The sequence below is a fragment of the Anoxybacillus sp. P3H1B genome, assembly GCF_001560855.1.
Classification (GTDB): Bacteria; Bacillota; Bacilli; order Bacillales; family Anoxybacillaceae; genus Anoxybacteroides; species Anoxybacteroides rupiense.
This window is the reverse complement of the sequence record NZ_LPUG01000011.1, coordinates 20707-36511: the sequence shown is the minus strand read 5'-3', so window position 1 is coordinate 36511 and position 15805 is coordinate 20707. Positions and strand designations below refer to the sequence as shown.

Sequence of the window (15805 nt, the reverse complement as noted above, 5' to 3'; positions counted from 1 at the left end):
TTTTCAATTTTCACCTTTTAAAAACCACTCCTACTCGTGGTTTTTAAAAGTCGATTCGCGTACTTTTAATTCTGTCTCTAACACTTTAATATGGGAGGTTGCTTTTCCCTCCAGCATCTCAATCAACAGCTTAGCTGCTTCATATCCCATCGCAAATTGATTTTGAGCCACCGTCGATAACGGCGGGGTCGTATAGGACGCCAAAATAATATCATCATATCCTACTACCGCTACATCTTCAGGAATGCGCTTTCCAAGTTTTTTAATCGCCTTCATGGCTCCCAGCGCCATTAAGTCACTTGCACAAAAAAACGCTGTAATTTCCGGATAGCCAGTCAATAGCCGCAACGCTTCCTGCTCCGCTTTTTCTTCCTTGAAGGCTCCATCCGCCACTAGCTGCTCGCGAAAAGGCACTTCTGCTTCCAGCAACGCTTCACAAAATCCTCTCAGCCTTTGTTCGCTAACAAATGCGTATTCATAGCCATTAATCATCGCAATGTCGCGATGACCGAGCGCAAGCAAATGGCGAACGGCTTTTTTTGCCCCAAGAACATTATCGGTTGTCACATATCCAACCGTCTCCGATTCGATCGGAATATCAATAAGCACGCAAGGAATGTCGCTCTCTACGACTTCCTGCAAATACGGATCATCAATGCGGATTCCTTGCAAAATCGCTCCGTCTACGCGCCGCTCGCGGCAAAGCTGCGTATACGTTTTTTCGCGCTGCTTCGTCGATGTCGTGCTGAATAAAACCATATCATAATCTACTTCGCTTACGTATTGATTGACACCTGATAAAATTTCAAATGTAAAGTTGTCCTTTGCGCTTTCGCGCGTCAATCCTGAAACGAGCAAACCAATCGTTTTGGATTTATTCATCACGAGCCCCCGTGCAAGCGTATTCGGACTGTAGTTGAGCTGTTTAGCAATTTCAATAATTTTTTGTCGTGTCTTTTCATTTACGTCAGAGTAGCCGTTCAGGGCTCTTGAGACAGTCGTAATCGAAACCCCGGCCGCTTTGGCAATATCTTTAATCGTCGTCACCATTCTTCCTCCAAAACGTTTCGGATTGCTTTCTGATTGCATTTTATCTTAACTTCTAACGGATTGCAATAAAAAAATAAACGAAGCAAACAAAATATCTGAATTTTGCTTCCTCTCCTTGACTCATCATCTTTGTATCACCATTGGCGTAATGCTCAAACGAACATACAAAGCATCAACCGAGTCATTGAACAATGGCTCATTGCCAAAAAATTGCCGCTGCCTCTGTAATTGCCATTATAAATTATTTCTCACGCCACATACTAACATTGCAAGACCATTTATCACATTAGGAGGAGAAAAAGATGGCTCGAAACAGCAACAAACTACTCGTACCTGGAATTGAACAAGCACTTGATCAGATAAAATATGAAATCGCTCAGGAATTTGGCGTACAGCTTGGCTCAGACACAGCATCTCGCGCAAACGGTTCTGTCGGCGGAGAAATTACAAAACGTTTAATAGCACAAGCTCAAAGCCAACTTACTGGATCTTTCCAACCAACTGAATAAAAATGGCTGATTATAAATGAAGAGGCTATTCCTTTTGAATAGCCTCTCAGTCTGTTCAGACACACTTCCCGTCACCGACCTCGCCCGTCCGCCCACGAACGGCTTTCGCTCCGATTCGTATCTTCGCTTGGCTGCAGTCCTTGACAACCAAATGTTTTCATTTTGAAATGAAAAAATCAAAAAATAGGTGCTTAAAATGGCGATAGACAAAGGCCATTTTGACTTTGTCTATCGCCTCTTTTGGTTTACTGTTGTTCTGGGGTAAATGTCCGCTTCGCTAACTCACTATCGAGCATAAACATGGCATTGTCGTCGTTTTGAATGCGAACAAGTTTTTGAATCATCGTATCAAACATCGATTCTTCTTCCACTTGCTCATCAATAAACCATTTTAAAAAGTTAATGGTCGCATGCTCCCGTTCATCCCACGCGATATCCGACAAGCGGTAAATTCGTTTCGTCACTTCTTTTTCATGAGCAAGCGCCTTTTCAAAGCAATCCAACACAGAGGCAAACTCATTATTTGGCGAATCGAATCCTGTTATCGTTGCACGTAAGCCTAACGCATTAATAAAATTGTAAAATTTCATGGCATGGAACCGCTCTTCCTCGGCTTGAACAAGAAAGAAGTGAGCAAATCCATCCAAGCTTTCTGACGAACAGTATGCTGCCATCGCCATGTAAGCATGTGCAGAAAAGAACTCAAAGTTCATCTGTTCATTTAACCCTTGCAAAAGCTCTTCACTAAGCATCTGTTTTCACCCCGCTTCATTCATAGTATGTCCATTATAGCAAAAAACAGAAAAGGAATGCACCTTTGCTCAAAAAAAGACCTTTGCGTTCTTTAGCAAAGGTCTTTCCAACATCATAACATTAGCTTACTTTTTCATTTGCCTCAGACGGTCCGTTCAATGTGCTATGTCTGCGGCCATATGCAAAATAAATAACAAGACCGATGATTAACCATGATCCAAAACCAATCCATGTAGTGGCTGGAAGCTGAAGCACTAAATATCCGCAGAAAGCAACAGCCAGCAACGGAACCCAAGGAACTAATGGAGTTTTAAACGCACGTTTTAAATCAGGCTGTGTTCTACGCAATACGAGCACTCCGATTGAAACGGTAATGAAAGCAAAAAGCGTTCCGATATTTGTTAGCTCTGCTAATTTATTTAAAGGTACTACTCCTGCAAAGAAAGCAACGATTAATCCTGTCAACCATGTATTCACATATGGTACTTGTTTTTGTTGGCTAACACGTGAAAATACTTTTGGTAACAAACCGTCACGGCTAATCGCATAGAACAAACGTGTTTGTCCATACATCATAACGAGCAATACCGTGGTAATACCAGTAATCGCTCCAAGTGAGATGAAGCCGGCTACCCAATCTTGATGGATGTAATTTAACGCAAAGGCAACTGGGTTTTTCACGTTCAATTGGTCATAAGGAACAATACCTGTCAATACGAGTGACACAACGATGTATAAAGCCGTACATATTAGCAATGAAGCAATAATTCCGATCGGCATATCGCGCTGCGGATTTCTTACTTCCTCCGCCGCTGTTGAAACCGCATCAAAACCGATGTAAGCAAAGAATACAGTTGCCGCACCCGTCGCTACGCCTGAAAATCCATATGGCATAAATGGAGTCCAGTTATCCGGCTTAACATACCATGCACCCACAGCAAGGAACAAAAGAACAACGGCAACTTTAATGATAACCATGACAGCATTAAAGCGAGCAGACTCTTTCACACCGCGTGTGAGCAATAATACAATTAAAAGAACAATCAAAATCGCTGGCAAATCAATAAAGGTTCCTTTTGCTGGATCGTATGCGCTTGTTAGCGCTTTCGGAAGTTCAATTCCAAAACCGGCAAGCAATCCTTGGAAATACCCTGACCAACCAGCTGCTACTGCTGAAGAAGCGACCCCATATTCCAAAATGAGATCCCAACCTAAAATCCAAGCAATCAACTCACCAAAGGCCGCATAACTGTAAGTGTACGCACTTCCCGATACAGGAACAGTTGAGGCGAACTCTGCATAACAAAGAGCTGCAAATACGCAAGCAAGACCCGAAAGAATAAAGGAAATGACAAGTGCAGGACCCGCGTGTTCAGCAGCTGCAACCCCAGTCAATACGAAAATCCCTGTACCGATGATGGCTCCGACTCCAAGCATCGTTAAATCGAAGGCGCTTAAAGATTTTTTTAAGGACGCCCCTTTCCCTCCTGCTTCTTTCAGAAGGACATCAATCGATTTCTTTCTGAATAAACTCATTGTTTGTCTCCCCTTGTCGTTTTCTGTAGAATTTTGCAGAAGTACACGTCAAACATTGTATACTATTCAATATTTTTTGTAAAGTTGAAAAATGAAAAAAGAGTGAGATTATTTTTGGAATTGAGACAAAAAATTTAGAATTTTCCAACTTATTATTGTTACTAAACATTCTTTTGAGGTGTTATTGTTATTGTTCAATAGTGTTCGTCATTTTTCTAATAAATAATCTTCCAAAATAATGAAAATTTTTCAATTCCCAATTTACAAACTTTTCTGATAAATATATAATAAATTTGTGAAAAAAAATGTGAACACATATGGGAAGGGAGGGAAGTTTATACATTTTTCTCATCTAAAAAGATTATGAGGAGGGGCAAAACATGGAAATGCAAAAAACCGCTTCACAGCAAGACCACACGTTTACAGATTACAGTCAAATTGTCCAATCTGCTTCATTTCGGCAGCTTATGCATGCCAAAAAAAGGTTTATTTTGCCGTTTTCTTTATTCTTTATGATCTTTTACTTTGCTCTGCCGGTTTTAACATCATACTCTAAAGCGCTCAATACACCCGCCATCGGTTCCATCAGCTGGGCTTGGCTCTTTGCTTTTGCCCAATTTATTATGACGTGGGCTCTATGCACGCTCTATTCCAAGCGGGCAGCCAAATTTGACGAAATGGTAGAAAAAATCAAAAATGAAGTCAAAGAAAGGAGCCACAAATCATGAACGGCTTAGCATTTTCCCTTTTCCTGATTATTGTCGCCTTAACTCTTGTCATTACCTATTTTGCTTCCAAACGGACAAAAACAACAAGCGATTTTTACACGGCGGACAGCACCCTTACCGGCTGGCAAAACGGCTGGGCGATCGCCGGAGATTACATGTCGGCCGCCTCATTTTTAGGAATTGCAGGAATGATTGCGCTGACCGGATTTGATGGATTTTTTTACAGCATTGGCTTTCTCGTAGCGTATCTTGTCGTTCTTTATATTGTAGCCGAACCTCTTCGCAACTTGGGGAAATATACGATGGCTGATATGATTGCCGCCCGATTTGACGAAAAAAAAGTCCGCGGAGTAGCGGCTCTCAATACGATTACCATTTCCATCTTTTATATGATTGCCCAGCTTGTCGGGGCAGGCGCGCTCATTAAGCTTTTATTGGGAATTGATTATGTATATTCCGTTCTCATTGTTGGTGTGCTCATGACCGTCTATGTGGTATTCGGAGGAATGACAGCCACAAGCTGGGTGCAAATTGTCAAAGCTGTACTCCTTATGGCTGGAACGTTTATCATTTCCATTATCGTATTCGCCAAGTTCGATTTTAGCGTTGTGAAAATGTTCAATGAAGTGAAAACAGCCACTCCACTTGGTGAAGCATTTTTAAATCCTGGAAACAAATTTAAAGACCCGCTTGATACACTCTCTCTAAATTTAGCTCTCGTCTTAGGTACAGCCGGACTTCCACACATCTTAATTCGCTTCTTTACAGTAAAAGATGCACCAACCGCTCGAAAATCAGTTGTGTACGCGACATGGATCATCGGTTTATTTTATGTGATGACCATTTTCTTAGGATTTGGAGCAGCTGCATTTGTCGGCTATGACAAAATCGTGGCCGCAAACGCAGCAGGAAACATGGCCGCTCCTTTGTTAGCAGAAGCGCTTGGCGGAGATTTCTTATTCGCTTTCGTTTCAGCCGTTGCTTTTGCTACCATTTTGGCCGTTGTCGCTGGACTTGTACTATCAGCCGCCTCCGCATTTGCGCACGATTTTTACAGCCATATCATCCGGCATGCACAAGCAACGGAAAAAGAACAAATGGTGGCAGCCCGCTGGGCATCGATCGGGGTCTCCATTCTTTCTATTCTTTTAGCGTTATTTGCCCAAAAGATGAATGTAGCGTTTCTCGTTTCATTAGCTTTTGCTGTCGCCGCCAGCGCTAATTTGCCCATTATTTTGCTCACGATTTTTTGGAAACGCTTTAATACAACAGGCGCCATAACGGGTATGCTCGTTGGACTCATTAGTTCACTTCTGCTTGTCATCGTGAGTCCGAACGTTTGGTCACCGGAGCCAGGAGCTGCTATTCTTGTCGGCGAACCGCTCTTTAAACTTGCGAATCCAGGAATCGTCTCCATTCCGTTAGGATTTATCGCCGCTTTTGTTGGAACGCTTTTATCATCGAAAAAAGCAGATGAAAAGAAATTTGATGAAATTCTCGTGAAAGCGAATACAGGGATGAAAGAGCTAACCTGATCAAACAGTGAAACAGGCTGAACTCGGGACATGTTCCGCGAGCTCAGCCTGTTCTTATAATAAGCGAACCCGTAAAGTAAGCGGGATTTGAAAATGATAGCCATTGATATCATCCGTGATCGTCACCATGCCTTGATACGTCCCTGATATCGTCAAAAGCGGCAAAAAGGTGATCTGCAGTGGAATGGAAGCTGTCTCATTTGGCTGAATGGTGAGCTGCTTGGGAACACTGACAATATAATTCGCGCCAACAAGCGATAAAAATGGCTGTGATACATTTTCAATGGCGAGCGAAACATCCGCTTGGCTTTTTGTTTTATTCATAATCGTAAAAGAATGCAAAATGGTGGTATGGAAATTTGTAATCCCGGAAAGGCTTCCCACATCGAGTGACAACGTGGCATTTTGTCCGGTGGATACATACTGATGATGGTCCGTGGGCTGTCTTGTGTCGGTGCTATTTAATAAATAATAAAAAAAGAAACCGTTGCCTGTTGCGAGCTGTCCTTGAGCTGAATTTGCCTCTGTCCACACCGCCTTCGCCTCCAACGGCAAAAGCAAAAGAGCAAACATTAAAAAAATAGACAATATCGCTCGTTTACATAAAAAAACGAGCAAAAGTAAAGCAACTATGATCCCGCCGTATTTTTTTATCATATATAGCCACATTCCGAGCTTAGGAATATGCCATACATAAACTCCTTTCATATCGCTTCTTTGAACTTTTAGAGGATCCTCGATTGGATTCGCATCTCCCTTTGTCTGGATCAGAATCTCTTTTCCTTGTTCAGACACTTGCTGTCGCTTGACGCGATGCAGAACATAAGCGGATAATGCCGGATGATAAAATAGCACAATTTTTTCAGAAAGCGATTCTGCTTTGCTCAACGGTTTCGTAATGACAAGAGAGCCTTCTGGAATGGTAGGCGCCATGCTATTCGTTAGAACGACATTTCCCTTCCAACCATTCATATAAAACAAACAAATGAATAAACAAAAGCACACCGAAAAAATAACGAACCATTTCATACAAATGCGCATGCTGTCTTTCTCCTTTATCGCGACGTCCCCGGTAATTGAATGGCTTGAATGGTAAATACAATCGTTTCGGCCAGATTTTGAAACGTATTGTCCGCTGTCACAGGAAATGAAATCGTAAATTGCAGATCGTCCTTCTCTCCTGGGGGAAGTAAGAGATTGGGGCCCTGGTGAACATTTAAATCAGAAATGGCTCCATTAAAGTAGGTTGTTGTTCCATCAACAATGGACAGCTGCAAGCCGTTGGTTTGATCAGTCCAAAGCAATGAGTTATTGGAGCTTGCTTGAATAGTGTATGAAAAAGGCACGGTTCCATCGTTTTGCACGGTAACAGTCCGCACAACGACATCTCCGGGAACAAGATTGGAAACGTTAAAAATAGGGGCAGGGGAAACAGAAACGTCTAAAGTGGCGGTCGTTAAATGATTGTTAGGAGAAGTCGCCTCGTCTGTAAATAAAGCATTTGTTTCGCCTAGCAAAAGTATAGGCAAAAAGAGAAAGAAAAAGGAAACAAGCAACAGCCATTTTTTCTTTCGTTGCTTGTACATCTGAGTTCCTCCTTCATGGTCAAAAAACTTTATATATGTTATGCATTTCTGAAAAAATGGTGTGCATGAATAAAGAAAAATCCGCTCTCTTTGTTTAACCTATCCATCGAGAAATGCATATCAACATTTTCGCTTTCTCGCTGAAGCAGCTGTTTGGTCACGCTTTGAGGTGTCGAAACGATAGAACGGCTTCCTTCCAGTTAGCGATAAATTCAATGTTTTAAATTTCGATAAAAAGCCGGTCCCTGATAAGGACCGGCTCCTGGAATCAATTAAGCGTCATATATTTTTTTAAATACCGTGTAACGGTCCACTTGCTGGCGATTCACTTCATACCCGATTCCTGCCCCTTGAGGCACATGAATCACCCCGTTATGTACGGTCACCTCCGGGTCAATAATGTCCCTTTCCCAATAATAAGAAGAGGCCGCTGTATCGCCAGGCATCACAAAGTTTTCAAGTGTTGTCAGCGCTATGTTGTGGGCTCTGCCCACTCCCGATTCAAGCATTCCTCCGCACCAAACGGGAATGCCATGCTGTTGACATAGATCATGAATAAGCTTCGCTTCTGTCAACCCGCCTACACGGCCAATTTTAATATTAATGATTTTGCAGCTTCCAAGCTGAATCGCTTTTTTTGCATCCTCCCACGAATGAATGCTTTCATCAAGGCAAATGGGTGTATGCAATTTGGCTTGCAGCGTAGCGTGATCGACAATGTCATCAGCGGCGAGCGGCTGCTCAATCATCATCAGCTGAAACTCGTCAAGCGCCTGCAAACGTTCAGCATCCTCTAATGAATAAGCTGAATTCGCATCAGCCATAAGCGGCAAATCAGGAAAACGGCGGCGAACTTCACGGACGACCTCAACATCCCAGCCCGGTTTAATTTTCATTTTGATGCGCCGATATCCTTCGCCAGAATAGCGCTCAATGATGCGCAACAAATCATCCACGCTTTTTTGAATCCCAATGCTGATGCCTACTTCAATTTCCTTCTTTTTTCCCCCAAGCGCTTCACTTAATGAGAGTTCGCTTTTTCTTGCATAAAGATCCCATACTGCTCCTTCAATCGCTGACTTCGCCATATGATTTTTTCGAATCGCCGCAAAGCGCTGGCGCAACTCATTCGGATGTTCCATCGGCTTTTGCAGCACAAGAGGCAACAAAAAATCCTCCAGCATATGCCAATTCGTTTTCACCGTTTCTTCATTATACCATGGAGAATGAAATGCCACTGACTCTCCCCATCCCGATACGCCATCTTCATCAATCGCTTCCACTAAAATAAACTCCTTCTTTGTAAAAGCACCGAAACTTGTAACAAACGGTGATTTCAATTCCATTTCCATATGCCGTAAAATAACTTGTTTGATTTTCATTCGTCGCTTCTCCTCTCATCTAAAGCTAGCTTTTGGCGCTTAACTAATACGTAATACTGAACAGGCTCGCCTTCACGACGCAAAATATGCGCCACTGCCCAGCCTTGATGAAATAATGGAACAAATACCTCTCGTGTTTTATAGCGCCAATCCAAAGCCAATTCATCATCTTTCTCTTTCAGCCTCTGGAAATAAAGCGGAATAGGAACAAAAAGCAAGGATGGCTGCTCAAGGCGTTCCCGAATGTCCACTGGAAAAACAGCTTCCGGCATCCCGTCCTTTCTCTCGCGCCAATGAAGCGCTTCCGCTCCTTCAGAACCGCGGATTTGCGAAAACATATGATGCCTCTCGGTTAAATGTGAACTTAAAATTTTCCACTCAACCCAAAAACGATCAGACGGAAGATTGCGGTTGAGAGCATCGTCCATTTCTCCATAGCAGTTTTCAATATAATCGGAACAGACAGCGCCAAGCTTAGCAATATTTAAATAGCCGTTGCGGCTCTCAAGCGGATCATAAGTCCACCGAATCGTCCGGTATCCAAACCTTTTCGCTTCTTCGGCCTGCTTCATCTTGAGCATATAGCCAATTCCATGATTGCGAAATGATTCATCAATGCCCAGCATATGTGAGCATAAATAGATTTCTTCTCCTTGATATCCAGGAAAGCTATACACAAATCCGACGAGTTTCTCTTCCACATACGCTCCAATAATAATGCCGCCGTTTTTAGCTACGGTCAATGTTTGGTGAAGCGGGGTAGGGGTTGCTTTCCAAACATGCTGCTCCAGCTGCGCCATTTTTTTCAGCTCTTCAATCGTGCTAATTTTTCTTAACGAAATGTTCAACGTCTTTCTCCCCCTGTGTTGCTTGTTGGAATGTTTCGATAATCGCTCTTGCTAATATCTCGATGCCAATTAGCAAATCTTCGCGGCGAAACGTCATCGCTGGATGATGCAGACCTGGCGTCAGATCGCAGCCAAGACCGAGCATGGTTGTTTTCAATGTTGGCTTCAGCACGGAATAAAAATGGAAGTCCTCTCCACCAGATGTCACCACAGGAGGAGCGCATTTCTCCCTTCCGATCGTTTGGATAATGGCGCGTTCCATGATCGATTGCGCTTCTTGATGAACTTGGGCAGCCACAATGCGAACCCCTTGATCCAAGTGAATATCCGCTCCATAGATAAGGGAGATTCCATTTGCCACATGGTGAAGCCGTTCGAGCAGCCGCTCCATCGCCTCATTCGTCTGCGCCCGTAAATCAAGGGTAAATGCTGCGTAATCAGGAATGACATTGGCGCTTTTTTCTCCGGCATGAAAGCGCGTCATTTTTATTGACGCGGGTACTTGCGGGTCCATGTGAATATGGCTTAGCTCTTGCACGAGCGTGCTTCCTACTTCGATCACATTGACACCTAAATGAGGTCTTGCGGCATGGGCAGCGACTCCTCTAATCTCTCCTTCAATCATTTGCGCAGCTCCATGCAAAATGGCTGGAGAAGCATAGCCGCTTTTCAGCTCTTGAATGGGGCGCAAGTGAACGCCGTATAAAAACTCAACCTCATCGACTACTCCTTTCTCCAGCATTTTCAAAGCTCCTTTCCCCTTTTCCTCCGCCGGCTGAAAAAGAAGCTTCAATTTTCCTGGAGGACGATAGCCGATGCGGTTAAACAGCTTCGCCACTCCAAGTACCATCGTCATATGAGCGTCATGCCCGCAAGCATGATTCGCCTGCCACACTCCGCCAATTTCTTGCCAAAGCGCGTCCATATCTGCTCGCAAGGCTACTGTCAATGAACCGGTTCCTATTTCTCCGACCACTCCCGTGCAATCGGAAAACGTCTGAACGCGATATCCTTCTTGCAGTAGCTGCTGCCGCAAAAATTCCGTTGTTTTTACCTCTTCCCAACTAATTTCTGGATGTCGATGAAGATGATGAAACACCTCAAATATTTCCTGCTGTATACTCTCGATTGCGTTTTTCATTTTTCCTCTCCCCACTGCATTGGTTCAGCTATTGCAAACATCTTATAATATTCAAAAAAATGTTTCAATAAAATTCGTTAAAAAAACGAACTTCTATCTTGAAGTTCGTTTTTTAACCAATTGATTCGCCACTTCTGAAAAAACAATCCCCATCGCAATGGCTCCCGAAATCATAAATGCCTTGGCAGCGAGCTGGATCGCCATGCTATAGTCGTTCATCACCACATACCGCATCGCTTCATACGCCATGCCTCCTGGGACAAGCGGAATAATGCCAGAAATACTAAACACGGTAATGGGCGTTTTGTACATTCTAGCAAACAGCTGGCTCACCACGGCAATGAAAAAAGCAGAAACGAATGTGGCAAATACCGAATCCGCTTTATGTTCAACAAACGAAATATAAATAAACCAGCCAATCATCCCGACAAAACCGCAATGTCCCAGCAGTTTTTTTGGAACGTTAAACATCAAACCAAATGCGGCGGATGCAATTAAACTTGTAACAAGTTGTTCAATCATCATGCTTTTCTCTCCTAATACATCGTCAAAATCACAGCAATGCCGGTGCCGATGGCAAATGCGGTTAAAAAGGCTTCCGCTCCTTTTGATAACCCCGCCACTAAATGTCCTGCCATTAAATCACGCACCGCATTAGTAATCAGCACTCCCGGCACTAGCGGCATCACCGAGCCGATAATAATTTTATCAAGACTGGTCCCTAAGCCAAGAGAGACAAGCAATACGGCAACAATCCCCGCAAGAAACGATGCAAAAAACTCAGCAAAAAAACGAATTTTTACAAGTCGATGAACATAATCCAATCCGCAGAAGCCAATCCCCCCTGAGACCAACGCCGGCAAAAAATCGTTCCATTTTCCTTGAAACATAATCACAAAACAGCCGCTCGCCACCGCAGCTGCCGCTACTTGTGCCCAAAAAGGGTAGGCAAGATGCTGTCGTTCTAATTTTTTTAATCTTTCATAGGCTGCTTCGAGCGAAAGCTGGCCGCTGCTTATTTGCCGGGAAATATCATTAACCATTGCCACCTTCTGCAGATCGGTGGATCGCTCCACAATGCGAATCAGCTTTGTCGGTCCCGCTCCATCCATCGAAAAAATAATTCCCGTCGGCGTCACATAGCTATGAGAATGCGTCATGCCAAACGAAGCGGCCATTCTCATCATCGTATCCTCCACCCGATAGGTTTCCGCCCCGCTTTGAAGCATAATTTTTCCCGCCAACAAGCAAACTTCGGCTACTTCATTTGATCGCTCCATAAAACAACTCCTTTATCCTCTAAACTCTATTGAGATATTATCGAAAAAACACGCTTTCGACAACTGCACGCTCGCTATTTATTAATCTCACACCATCAGACATTCAAACCATAATCCGTTCCCTTTTTAAATATTACAGTAGTGCGAATGGTACGATATATAGGCATGAACCATTTGTATTCGAATTTCTGCGCTAAACCAAAAGTTTTTAAAACAAAAATATATTTCTTTTTTAAATTATTTCCAAATATATTGTTCTGCTGTCAGTAAACGAATCCTTCTTATTTATAAATGCGATTGATGATTTCGGTATTCGATCAATGGCAAACACTTACCTTTTTTGGCAAAAAGACCGTTACACTCTATAGCCTCGCAAATAGGAAGCTGTCAAGTTTACATCTATTTCATTGAGCATAATGCCTCACGAGCACTATGGATTATATTCCTATAATCCCCATTTAGATACTGCAATGTATTTGCATGTCACACATGATATAGTATATAATGTGGGTGGACATATGGATTAAGGGGAACATTAGTATATGATGACGAAGCTTCCAAATAAGCTGACTTTATCTTGAAAAATCAATGAAACATTCGGAGCAAGCCAATGCTTCCCTGATTCTTGGTGGCGTTGTTGCTTTTGTAAATGATGGGTACACAAAGTTTTTGAGATGCTGTTTCTATGACAAACCATGACAAAAAATCAAGATCCATAGCCATCTTATTTCCCATCCTCTTTATCAAAATCCATTCCTTTCTCTTTTAGAGCAATGATTTTAAAAAACTCTCTCTTTTCACAGCCAAGTAGCCTGTGCTAAAAATCACATCCATATATGATGCCTGATCGCCTCAATCATTGGTTGAATCACATAAACTCTCTCTTGAGATATTCATTATAGTCAATATAGAAAACTGAGATACATCATCCCCATAGTTTAGCGGATTCTTAAGCATGACACACTTATACACATCTTCTCCCGATGATTGAGCCAAGGGCTACTCTTAAACAAGTTAAAAACAGCTGCCTGATCATAGGGATGCCACGATAATATGTCACAAGTGTTGATTATTCGTTGCTTAACTTAAACTGGCTTAACACCCGTTTTTCTATCTCTTTCCTTGAATGAGAATGTCAGCGGGCCCATCTATTTGTCCACAAAGCATTTGTTGTTTGAAAAGGGCATAACTGTCAACACCATCGCTTGCTGGCTATGACAGAAAAGTGAGAAATCAAACGGTACCAATAAGGTTTTATTGGATCATCAACACGCCTGATCATATTTTCTGCTCCTATCCCTAGGGATGAAATGGACCCGATAAAGCGAGCTCTCTTTCCATCCATTTTCATCACCTAGGCCAAGAATACTGGAATGATGCTGCAAAGATGTCTAATTCTCATGAGAAATTAGCACATCCCTATCTTCCAATCCTTTAGGTTTTTCTCTCCTGTCAGCCGAGGATTGAATAGTTTTCTCCTTATCATGTCGTTGATTTTGGACATGTTTGAAAACCTTAAGACCAAGACGGAAATCATCTAAAATCATTTGGAACTAATTTTCCCTTATTCCATTTAAGAAATCATTTAATAAAAAGGAGTGTTATTTGATGCGTATTAGAGAAAGCGAGCTTCCCGGCATTGGGTATAAGTTTGAGATTATTACAAAAAATCAAGATAAGCTTGTCATCGTTATTCACGATGATGGACGAAGAGAAATCTACCATTTTGACTCTGATAATCATGAAGAAGTTCTTAGTACAGCTACATTCGATGACGTTGAAGCTAGACAAATCGCGGGCATTTTAGGCGGCATGGCCTATAAACCGAAAGCATTAGAAAGTGTCGATTTTGCCTTTGATGACTTAATTATCGAATGGTATCAAGTAGAACCTGGCGCACCCGTTATTAATAAAACGATCGGGGAAGTAGATATCAGAAACAATTTTGGCGTAACTGTCATCGCCATTAAGAAAAAGAAGACGAAAAAAACGATCAATCCTGGTCCTGATACCGTCATTGAGGCCGGTGATACTTTAGTCGTTTCCGGAGAACGAAGCCAATTAAAAGAACTCATTAATAACTTATTAGCAAGTAGAGGAAAGGAGTGACCGATATAGATGGATCATCTGGTATTCCAAGTCGGTACAGCGCTTGTTCTTGTTTCCATTGCCTCGCTTATTGCCCATAAACTTAATTTTTCAATTATCCCTTTCCTGATCGTTTTAGGCATGCTAGTTGGTCCGCATGCCCCAACAATCGGGATCATCGATCTCACCTTTATTGAAAGTCAGGAGATTATTCAATTTTTAGGAAGAATCGGCGTTTTGTTTTTGCTTTTTTACTTAGGATTGGAATTCTCGGTTGGCAAACTAATAAAGTCTGGCCGCAACATTGTAGTAGGCGGGAGCCTCTATGTAAGCATCAATTTTATTTTAGGGATTCTTTATGGATGGATCGCCGGGATGCCGTGGATGGAAACACTGATTATCGCTGGACTTGTCAGTGTCTCTTCCAGCGCCATCGTTGCAAAAGTTCTGGTGGATTTAAAGAGGACAGCCAATCCAGAAACAGAGTTAATCTTAGGAATTATCTTGTTTGACGATATCTTCCTTGCTTTATTTTTAACGACTATGTCAGGAGTTTTATTGGCTGGTTCCACTTCTGTCTTTGGAATCGTTACCTCAGTCCTTATCTCTGTCGGTTACATGCTGTTGTTTTTTCTCATTGCCCGAAAAGGTGCTCCTCTCTTAAACAAATGGTTAAACATTAAATCTGACGAGATTTTCATCATTGTTATATTTGCCACCTTATTTTTCATTGCCGGCTTTTCTGAAACGCTTCATGTTGCTGAAGCAATTGGTGCTTTACTGCTAGGGCTGGTTTTTTCCGAAACAGATCATCGCGATCGGATTGAACACATGGTTGTTCCGTTTCGAGATTTCTTTGGAGCCATTTTCTTTTTCAGCTTTGGATTAAGCATTGATCCATCTACACTAACAAATGCGATCTGGTTAGCATTAGGTGCTGCTTTCCTTACGATTGCCGGAAACTTTGTAGCTGGAATGATCGCAGGAAGAAGAGCCGGGCTGTCTCATAAAGCCTCCACTAATATCGGCTTAACGATTATCGCCCGCGGAGAGTTTTCCATCATTGTTGCGAACTTAGGAATTTCGGCAGGTCTAAACCCCGTGTTGACTCCTTTTACCGCCCTTTATGTTCTAATTTTGGCGATCGCTGGACCACTGTTGGCAAAAGAAAGCAAAAATATTTACCAATTTTTAAATCAATTTTTCAAATGGAGTCATACTCCTGAAAGAAAAAAAATAAACGTTCCAGGTGAATAAAGTGAATTTGTATGAATCTAAAAAATAAAAAATCGATTAGACCTTCATTTATATAAAAATTTTAACGATTATTAACTAAAACCTTGTGATTCTATTCACTAAAAAATCCCAC

Annotated in this window: 15 protein-coding genes; 5 read left to right on the top strand and 10 right to left on the bottom strand. The window is 42.3% G+C overall.

What is annotated here, in order from left to right; translation table 11 throughout:
- Positions 1 to 30: 30 nt before the first annotated feature.
- Positions 31 to 1047 carry a LacI family DNA-binding transcriptional regulator gene (locus AT864_RS04330; protein ID WP_066147676.1) on the bottom strand — a complete coding sequence of 339 codons (1017 nt, stop codon included), beginning with the start codon at positions 1045 to 1047 and terminating at the stop codon, positions 31 to 33.
- 305 nt (positions 1048 to 1352) lie between these two features.
- Between AT864_RS04330 and AT864_RS04325 the strand changes: the two genes are divergently transcribed.
- Positions 1353 to 1559, top strand: coding sequence for an alpha/beta-type small acid-soluble spore protein (locus AT864_RS04325; RefSeq protein WP_066146906.1), 207 nt, complete (start codon positions 1353 to 1355; stop codon positions 1557 to 1559).
- 245 nt (positions 1560 to 1804) lie between these two features.
- Here the strand turns inward: AT864_RS04325 and AT864_RS04320 are convergent, their stop codons facing one another.
- The gene (locus AT864_RS04320; protein WP_044746739.1) at positions 1805 to 2311 is read right to left on the bottom strand and encodes a ferritin; all 507 of its coding nucleotides are present in this window, start codon (positions 2309 to 2311) and stop codon (positions 1805 to 1807) included.
- A gap of 121 nt (positions 2312 to 2432) precedes the next feature.
- The gene (locus AT864_RS04315) at positions 2433 to 3848 is read right to left on the bottom strand and encodes an amino acid permease (RefSeq protein ID WP_066146904.1); all 1416 of its coding nucleotides are present in this window, start codon (positions 3846 to 3848) and stop codon (positions 2433 to 2435) included.
- A 386-nt stretch (positions 3849 to 4234) separates the two neighbouring features.
- On the opposite strand from AT864_RS04315, the gene AT864_RS04310 reads away from it, so the two are divergent.
- Positions 4235 to 4576, top strand: a complete 342-nt coding sequence (locus AT864_RS04310; RefSeq protein ID WP_369815499.1) for a DUF485 domain-containing protein — start codon at positions 4235 to 4237, stop codon at positions 4574 to 4576.
- Complete coding sequence (locus AT864_RS04305) at positions 4573 to 6111, top strand: cation acetate symporter (RefSeq protein ID WP_066146900.1); 1539 nt, start codon at positions 4573 to 4575, stop codon at positions 6109 to 6111. The genes AT864_RS04310 and AT864_RS04305 overlap by 4 nt, the downstream gene beginning before the upstream one ends.
- 54 nt (positions 6112 to 6165) lie before the next feature.
- On the opposite strand, the gene AT864_RS04300 is transcribed toward AT864_RS04305, so the two are convergent.
- The 7 genes from AT864_RS04300 to AT864_RS04270 all read right to left on the bottom strand — a co-directional run bounded on the left by AT864_RS04300 (position 6166) and on the right by AT864_RS04270 (position 12348).
- Positions 6166 to 7152, bottom strand: coding sequence for a signal peptidase I (locus AT864_RS04300; protein ID WP_066146898.1), 987 nt, complete (start codon positions 7150 to 7152; stop codon positions 6166 to 6168).
- Between the two features lie 14 nt (positions 7153 to 7166).
- On the bottom strand, positions 7167 to 7697 hold the full coding sequence (locus AT864_RS04295) for a TasA family protein (protein ID WP_066146896.1): 531 nt from the start codon (positions 7695 to 7697) through the stop codon (positions 7167 to 7169).
- A 272-nt stretch (positions 7698 to 7969) separates the two neighbouring features.
- A complete protein-coding gene (gene menC, locus AT864_RS04290) occupies positions 7970 to 9079 on the bottom strand; it encodes an o-succinylbenzoate synthase (RefSeq protein ID WP_066146894.1) in 1110 nt (369 codons plus the stop codon).
- Complete coding sequence (locus AT864_RS04285; RefSeq protein WP_066146892.1) at positions 9076 to 9927, bottom strand: GNAT family N-acetyltransferase; 852 nt, start codon at positions 9925 to 9927, stop codon at positions 9076 to 9078. Before AT864_RS04285 ends, menC begins: the two co-directional genes overlap by 4 nt.
- The gene (locus AT864_RS04280) at positions 9902 to 11068 is read right to left on the bottom strand and encodes a M20 peptidase aminoacylase family protein (RefSeq protein WP_066146890.1); all 1167 of its coding nucleotides are present in this window, start codon (positions 11066 to 11068) and stop codon (positions 9902 to 9904) included. Before AT864_RS04280 ends, AT864_RS04285 begins: the two co-directional genes overlap by 26 nt.
- A gap of 93 nt (positions 11069 to 11161) precedes the next feature.
- Positions 11162 to 11593, bottom strand: coding sequence for a threonine/serine exporter family protein (locus AT864_RS04275; protein ID WP_080861493.1), 432 nt, complete (start codon positions 11591 to 11593; stop codon positions 11162 to 11164).
- A gap of 11 nt (positions 11594 to 11604) precedes the next feature.
- Entirely contained in the window at positions 11605 to 12348 is a 744-nt protein-coding gene (locus AT864_RS04270) for a threonine/serine exporter family protein (protein ID WP_066146888.1), read from the bottom strand.
- 1608 nt (positions 12349 to 13956) lie between these two features.
- On the opposite strand from AT864_RS04270, the gene AT864_RS04265 reads away from it, so the two are divergent.
- Positions 13957 to 14457, top strand: a complete 501-nt coding sequence (locus AT864_RS04265) for a cation:proton antiporter regulatory subunit (protein ID WP_066146886.1) — start codon at positions 13957 to 13959, stop codon at positions 14455 to 14457.
- A gap of 9 nt (positions 14458 to 14466) precedes the next feature.
- A complete protein-coding gene (locus tag AT864_RS04260) occupies positions 14467 to 15693 on the top strand; it encodes a cation:proton antiporter (protein WP_066146884.1) in 1227 nt (408 codons plus the stop codon).
- The last annotated feature ends 112 nt before the right edge of the window (positions 15694 to 15805 follow it).

What these genes read in the sequence shown, in the direction of transcription:
- AT864_RS04325 (WP_066146906.1), top strand. Translation starts at nt 1,353, where the DNA reads ATGGCTCGAAACAGCAACAAACTACTCGTACCTGGAATTGAACAAGCA.
- AT864_RS04320 (WP_044746739.1), bottom strand. Translation starts at nt 2,311, where the DNA reads ATGCTTAGTGAAGAGCTTTTGCAAGGGTTAAATGAACAGATGAACTTT.
- AT864_RS04315 (WP_066146904.1), bottom strand. Translation starts at nt 3,848, where the DNA reads ATGAGTTTATTCAGAAAGAAATCGATTGATGTCCTTCTGAAAGAAGCA.
- AT864_RS04310 (WP_369815499.1), top strand. Translation starts at nt 4,235, where the DNA reads ATGCAAAAAACCGCTTCACAGCAAGACCACACGTTTACAGATTACAGT.
- AT864_RS04305 (WP_066146900.1), top strand. Translation starts at nt 4,573, where the DNA reads ATGAACGGCTTAGCATTTTCCCTTTTCCTGATTATTGTCGCCTTAACT.
- AT864_RS04300 (WP_066146898.1), bottom strand. Translation starts at nt 7,152, where the DNA reads ATGCGCATTTGTATGAAATGGTTCGTTATTTTTTCGGTGTGCTTTTGT.
- AT864_RS04295 (WP_066146896.1), bottom strand. Translation starts at nt 7,697, where the DNA reads ATGTACAAGCAACGAAAGAAAAAATGGCTGTTGCTTGTTTCCTTTTTC.
- menC (WP_066146894.1), bottom strand. Translation starts at nt 9,079, where the DNA reads ATGAAAATCAAACAAGTTATTTTACGGCATATGGAAATGGAATTGAAA.
- AT864_RS04280 (WP_066146890.1), bottom strand. Translation starts at nt 11,068, where the DNA reads ATGAAAAACGCAATCGAGAGTATACAGCAGGAAATATTTGAGGTGTTT.
- AT864_RS04275 (WP_080861493.1), bottom strand. Translation starts at nt 11,593, where the DNA reads ATGATGATTGAACAACTTGTTACAAGTTTAATTGCATCCGCCGCATTT.
- AT864_RS04270 (WP_066146888.1), bottom strand. Translation starts at nt 12,348, where the DNA reads ATGGAGCGATCAAATGAAGTAGCCGAAGTTTGCTTGTTGGCGGGAAAA.
- AT864_RS04265 (WP_066146886.1), top strand. Translation starts at nt 13,957, where the DNA reads ATGCGTATTAGAGAAAGCGAGCTTCCCGGCATTGGGTATAAGTTTGAG.
- AT864_RS04260 (WP_066146884.1), top strand. Translation starts at nt 14,467, where the DNA reads ATGGATCATCTGGTATTCCAAGTCGGTACAGCGCTTGTTCTTGTTTCC.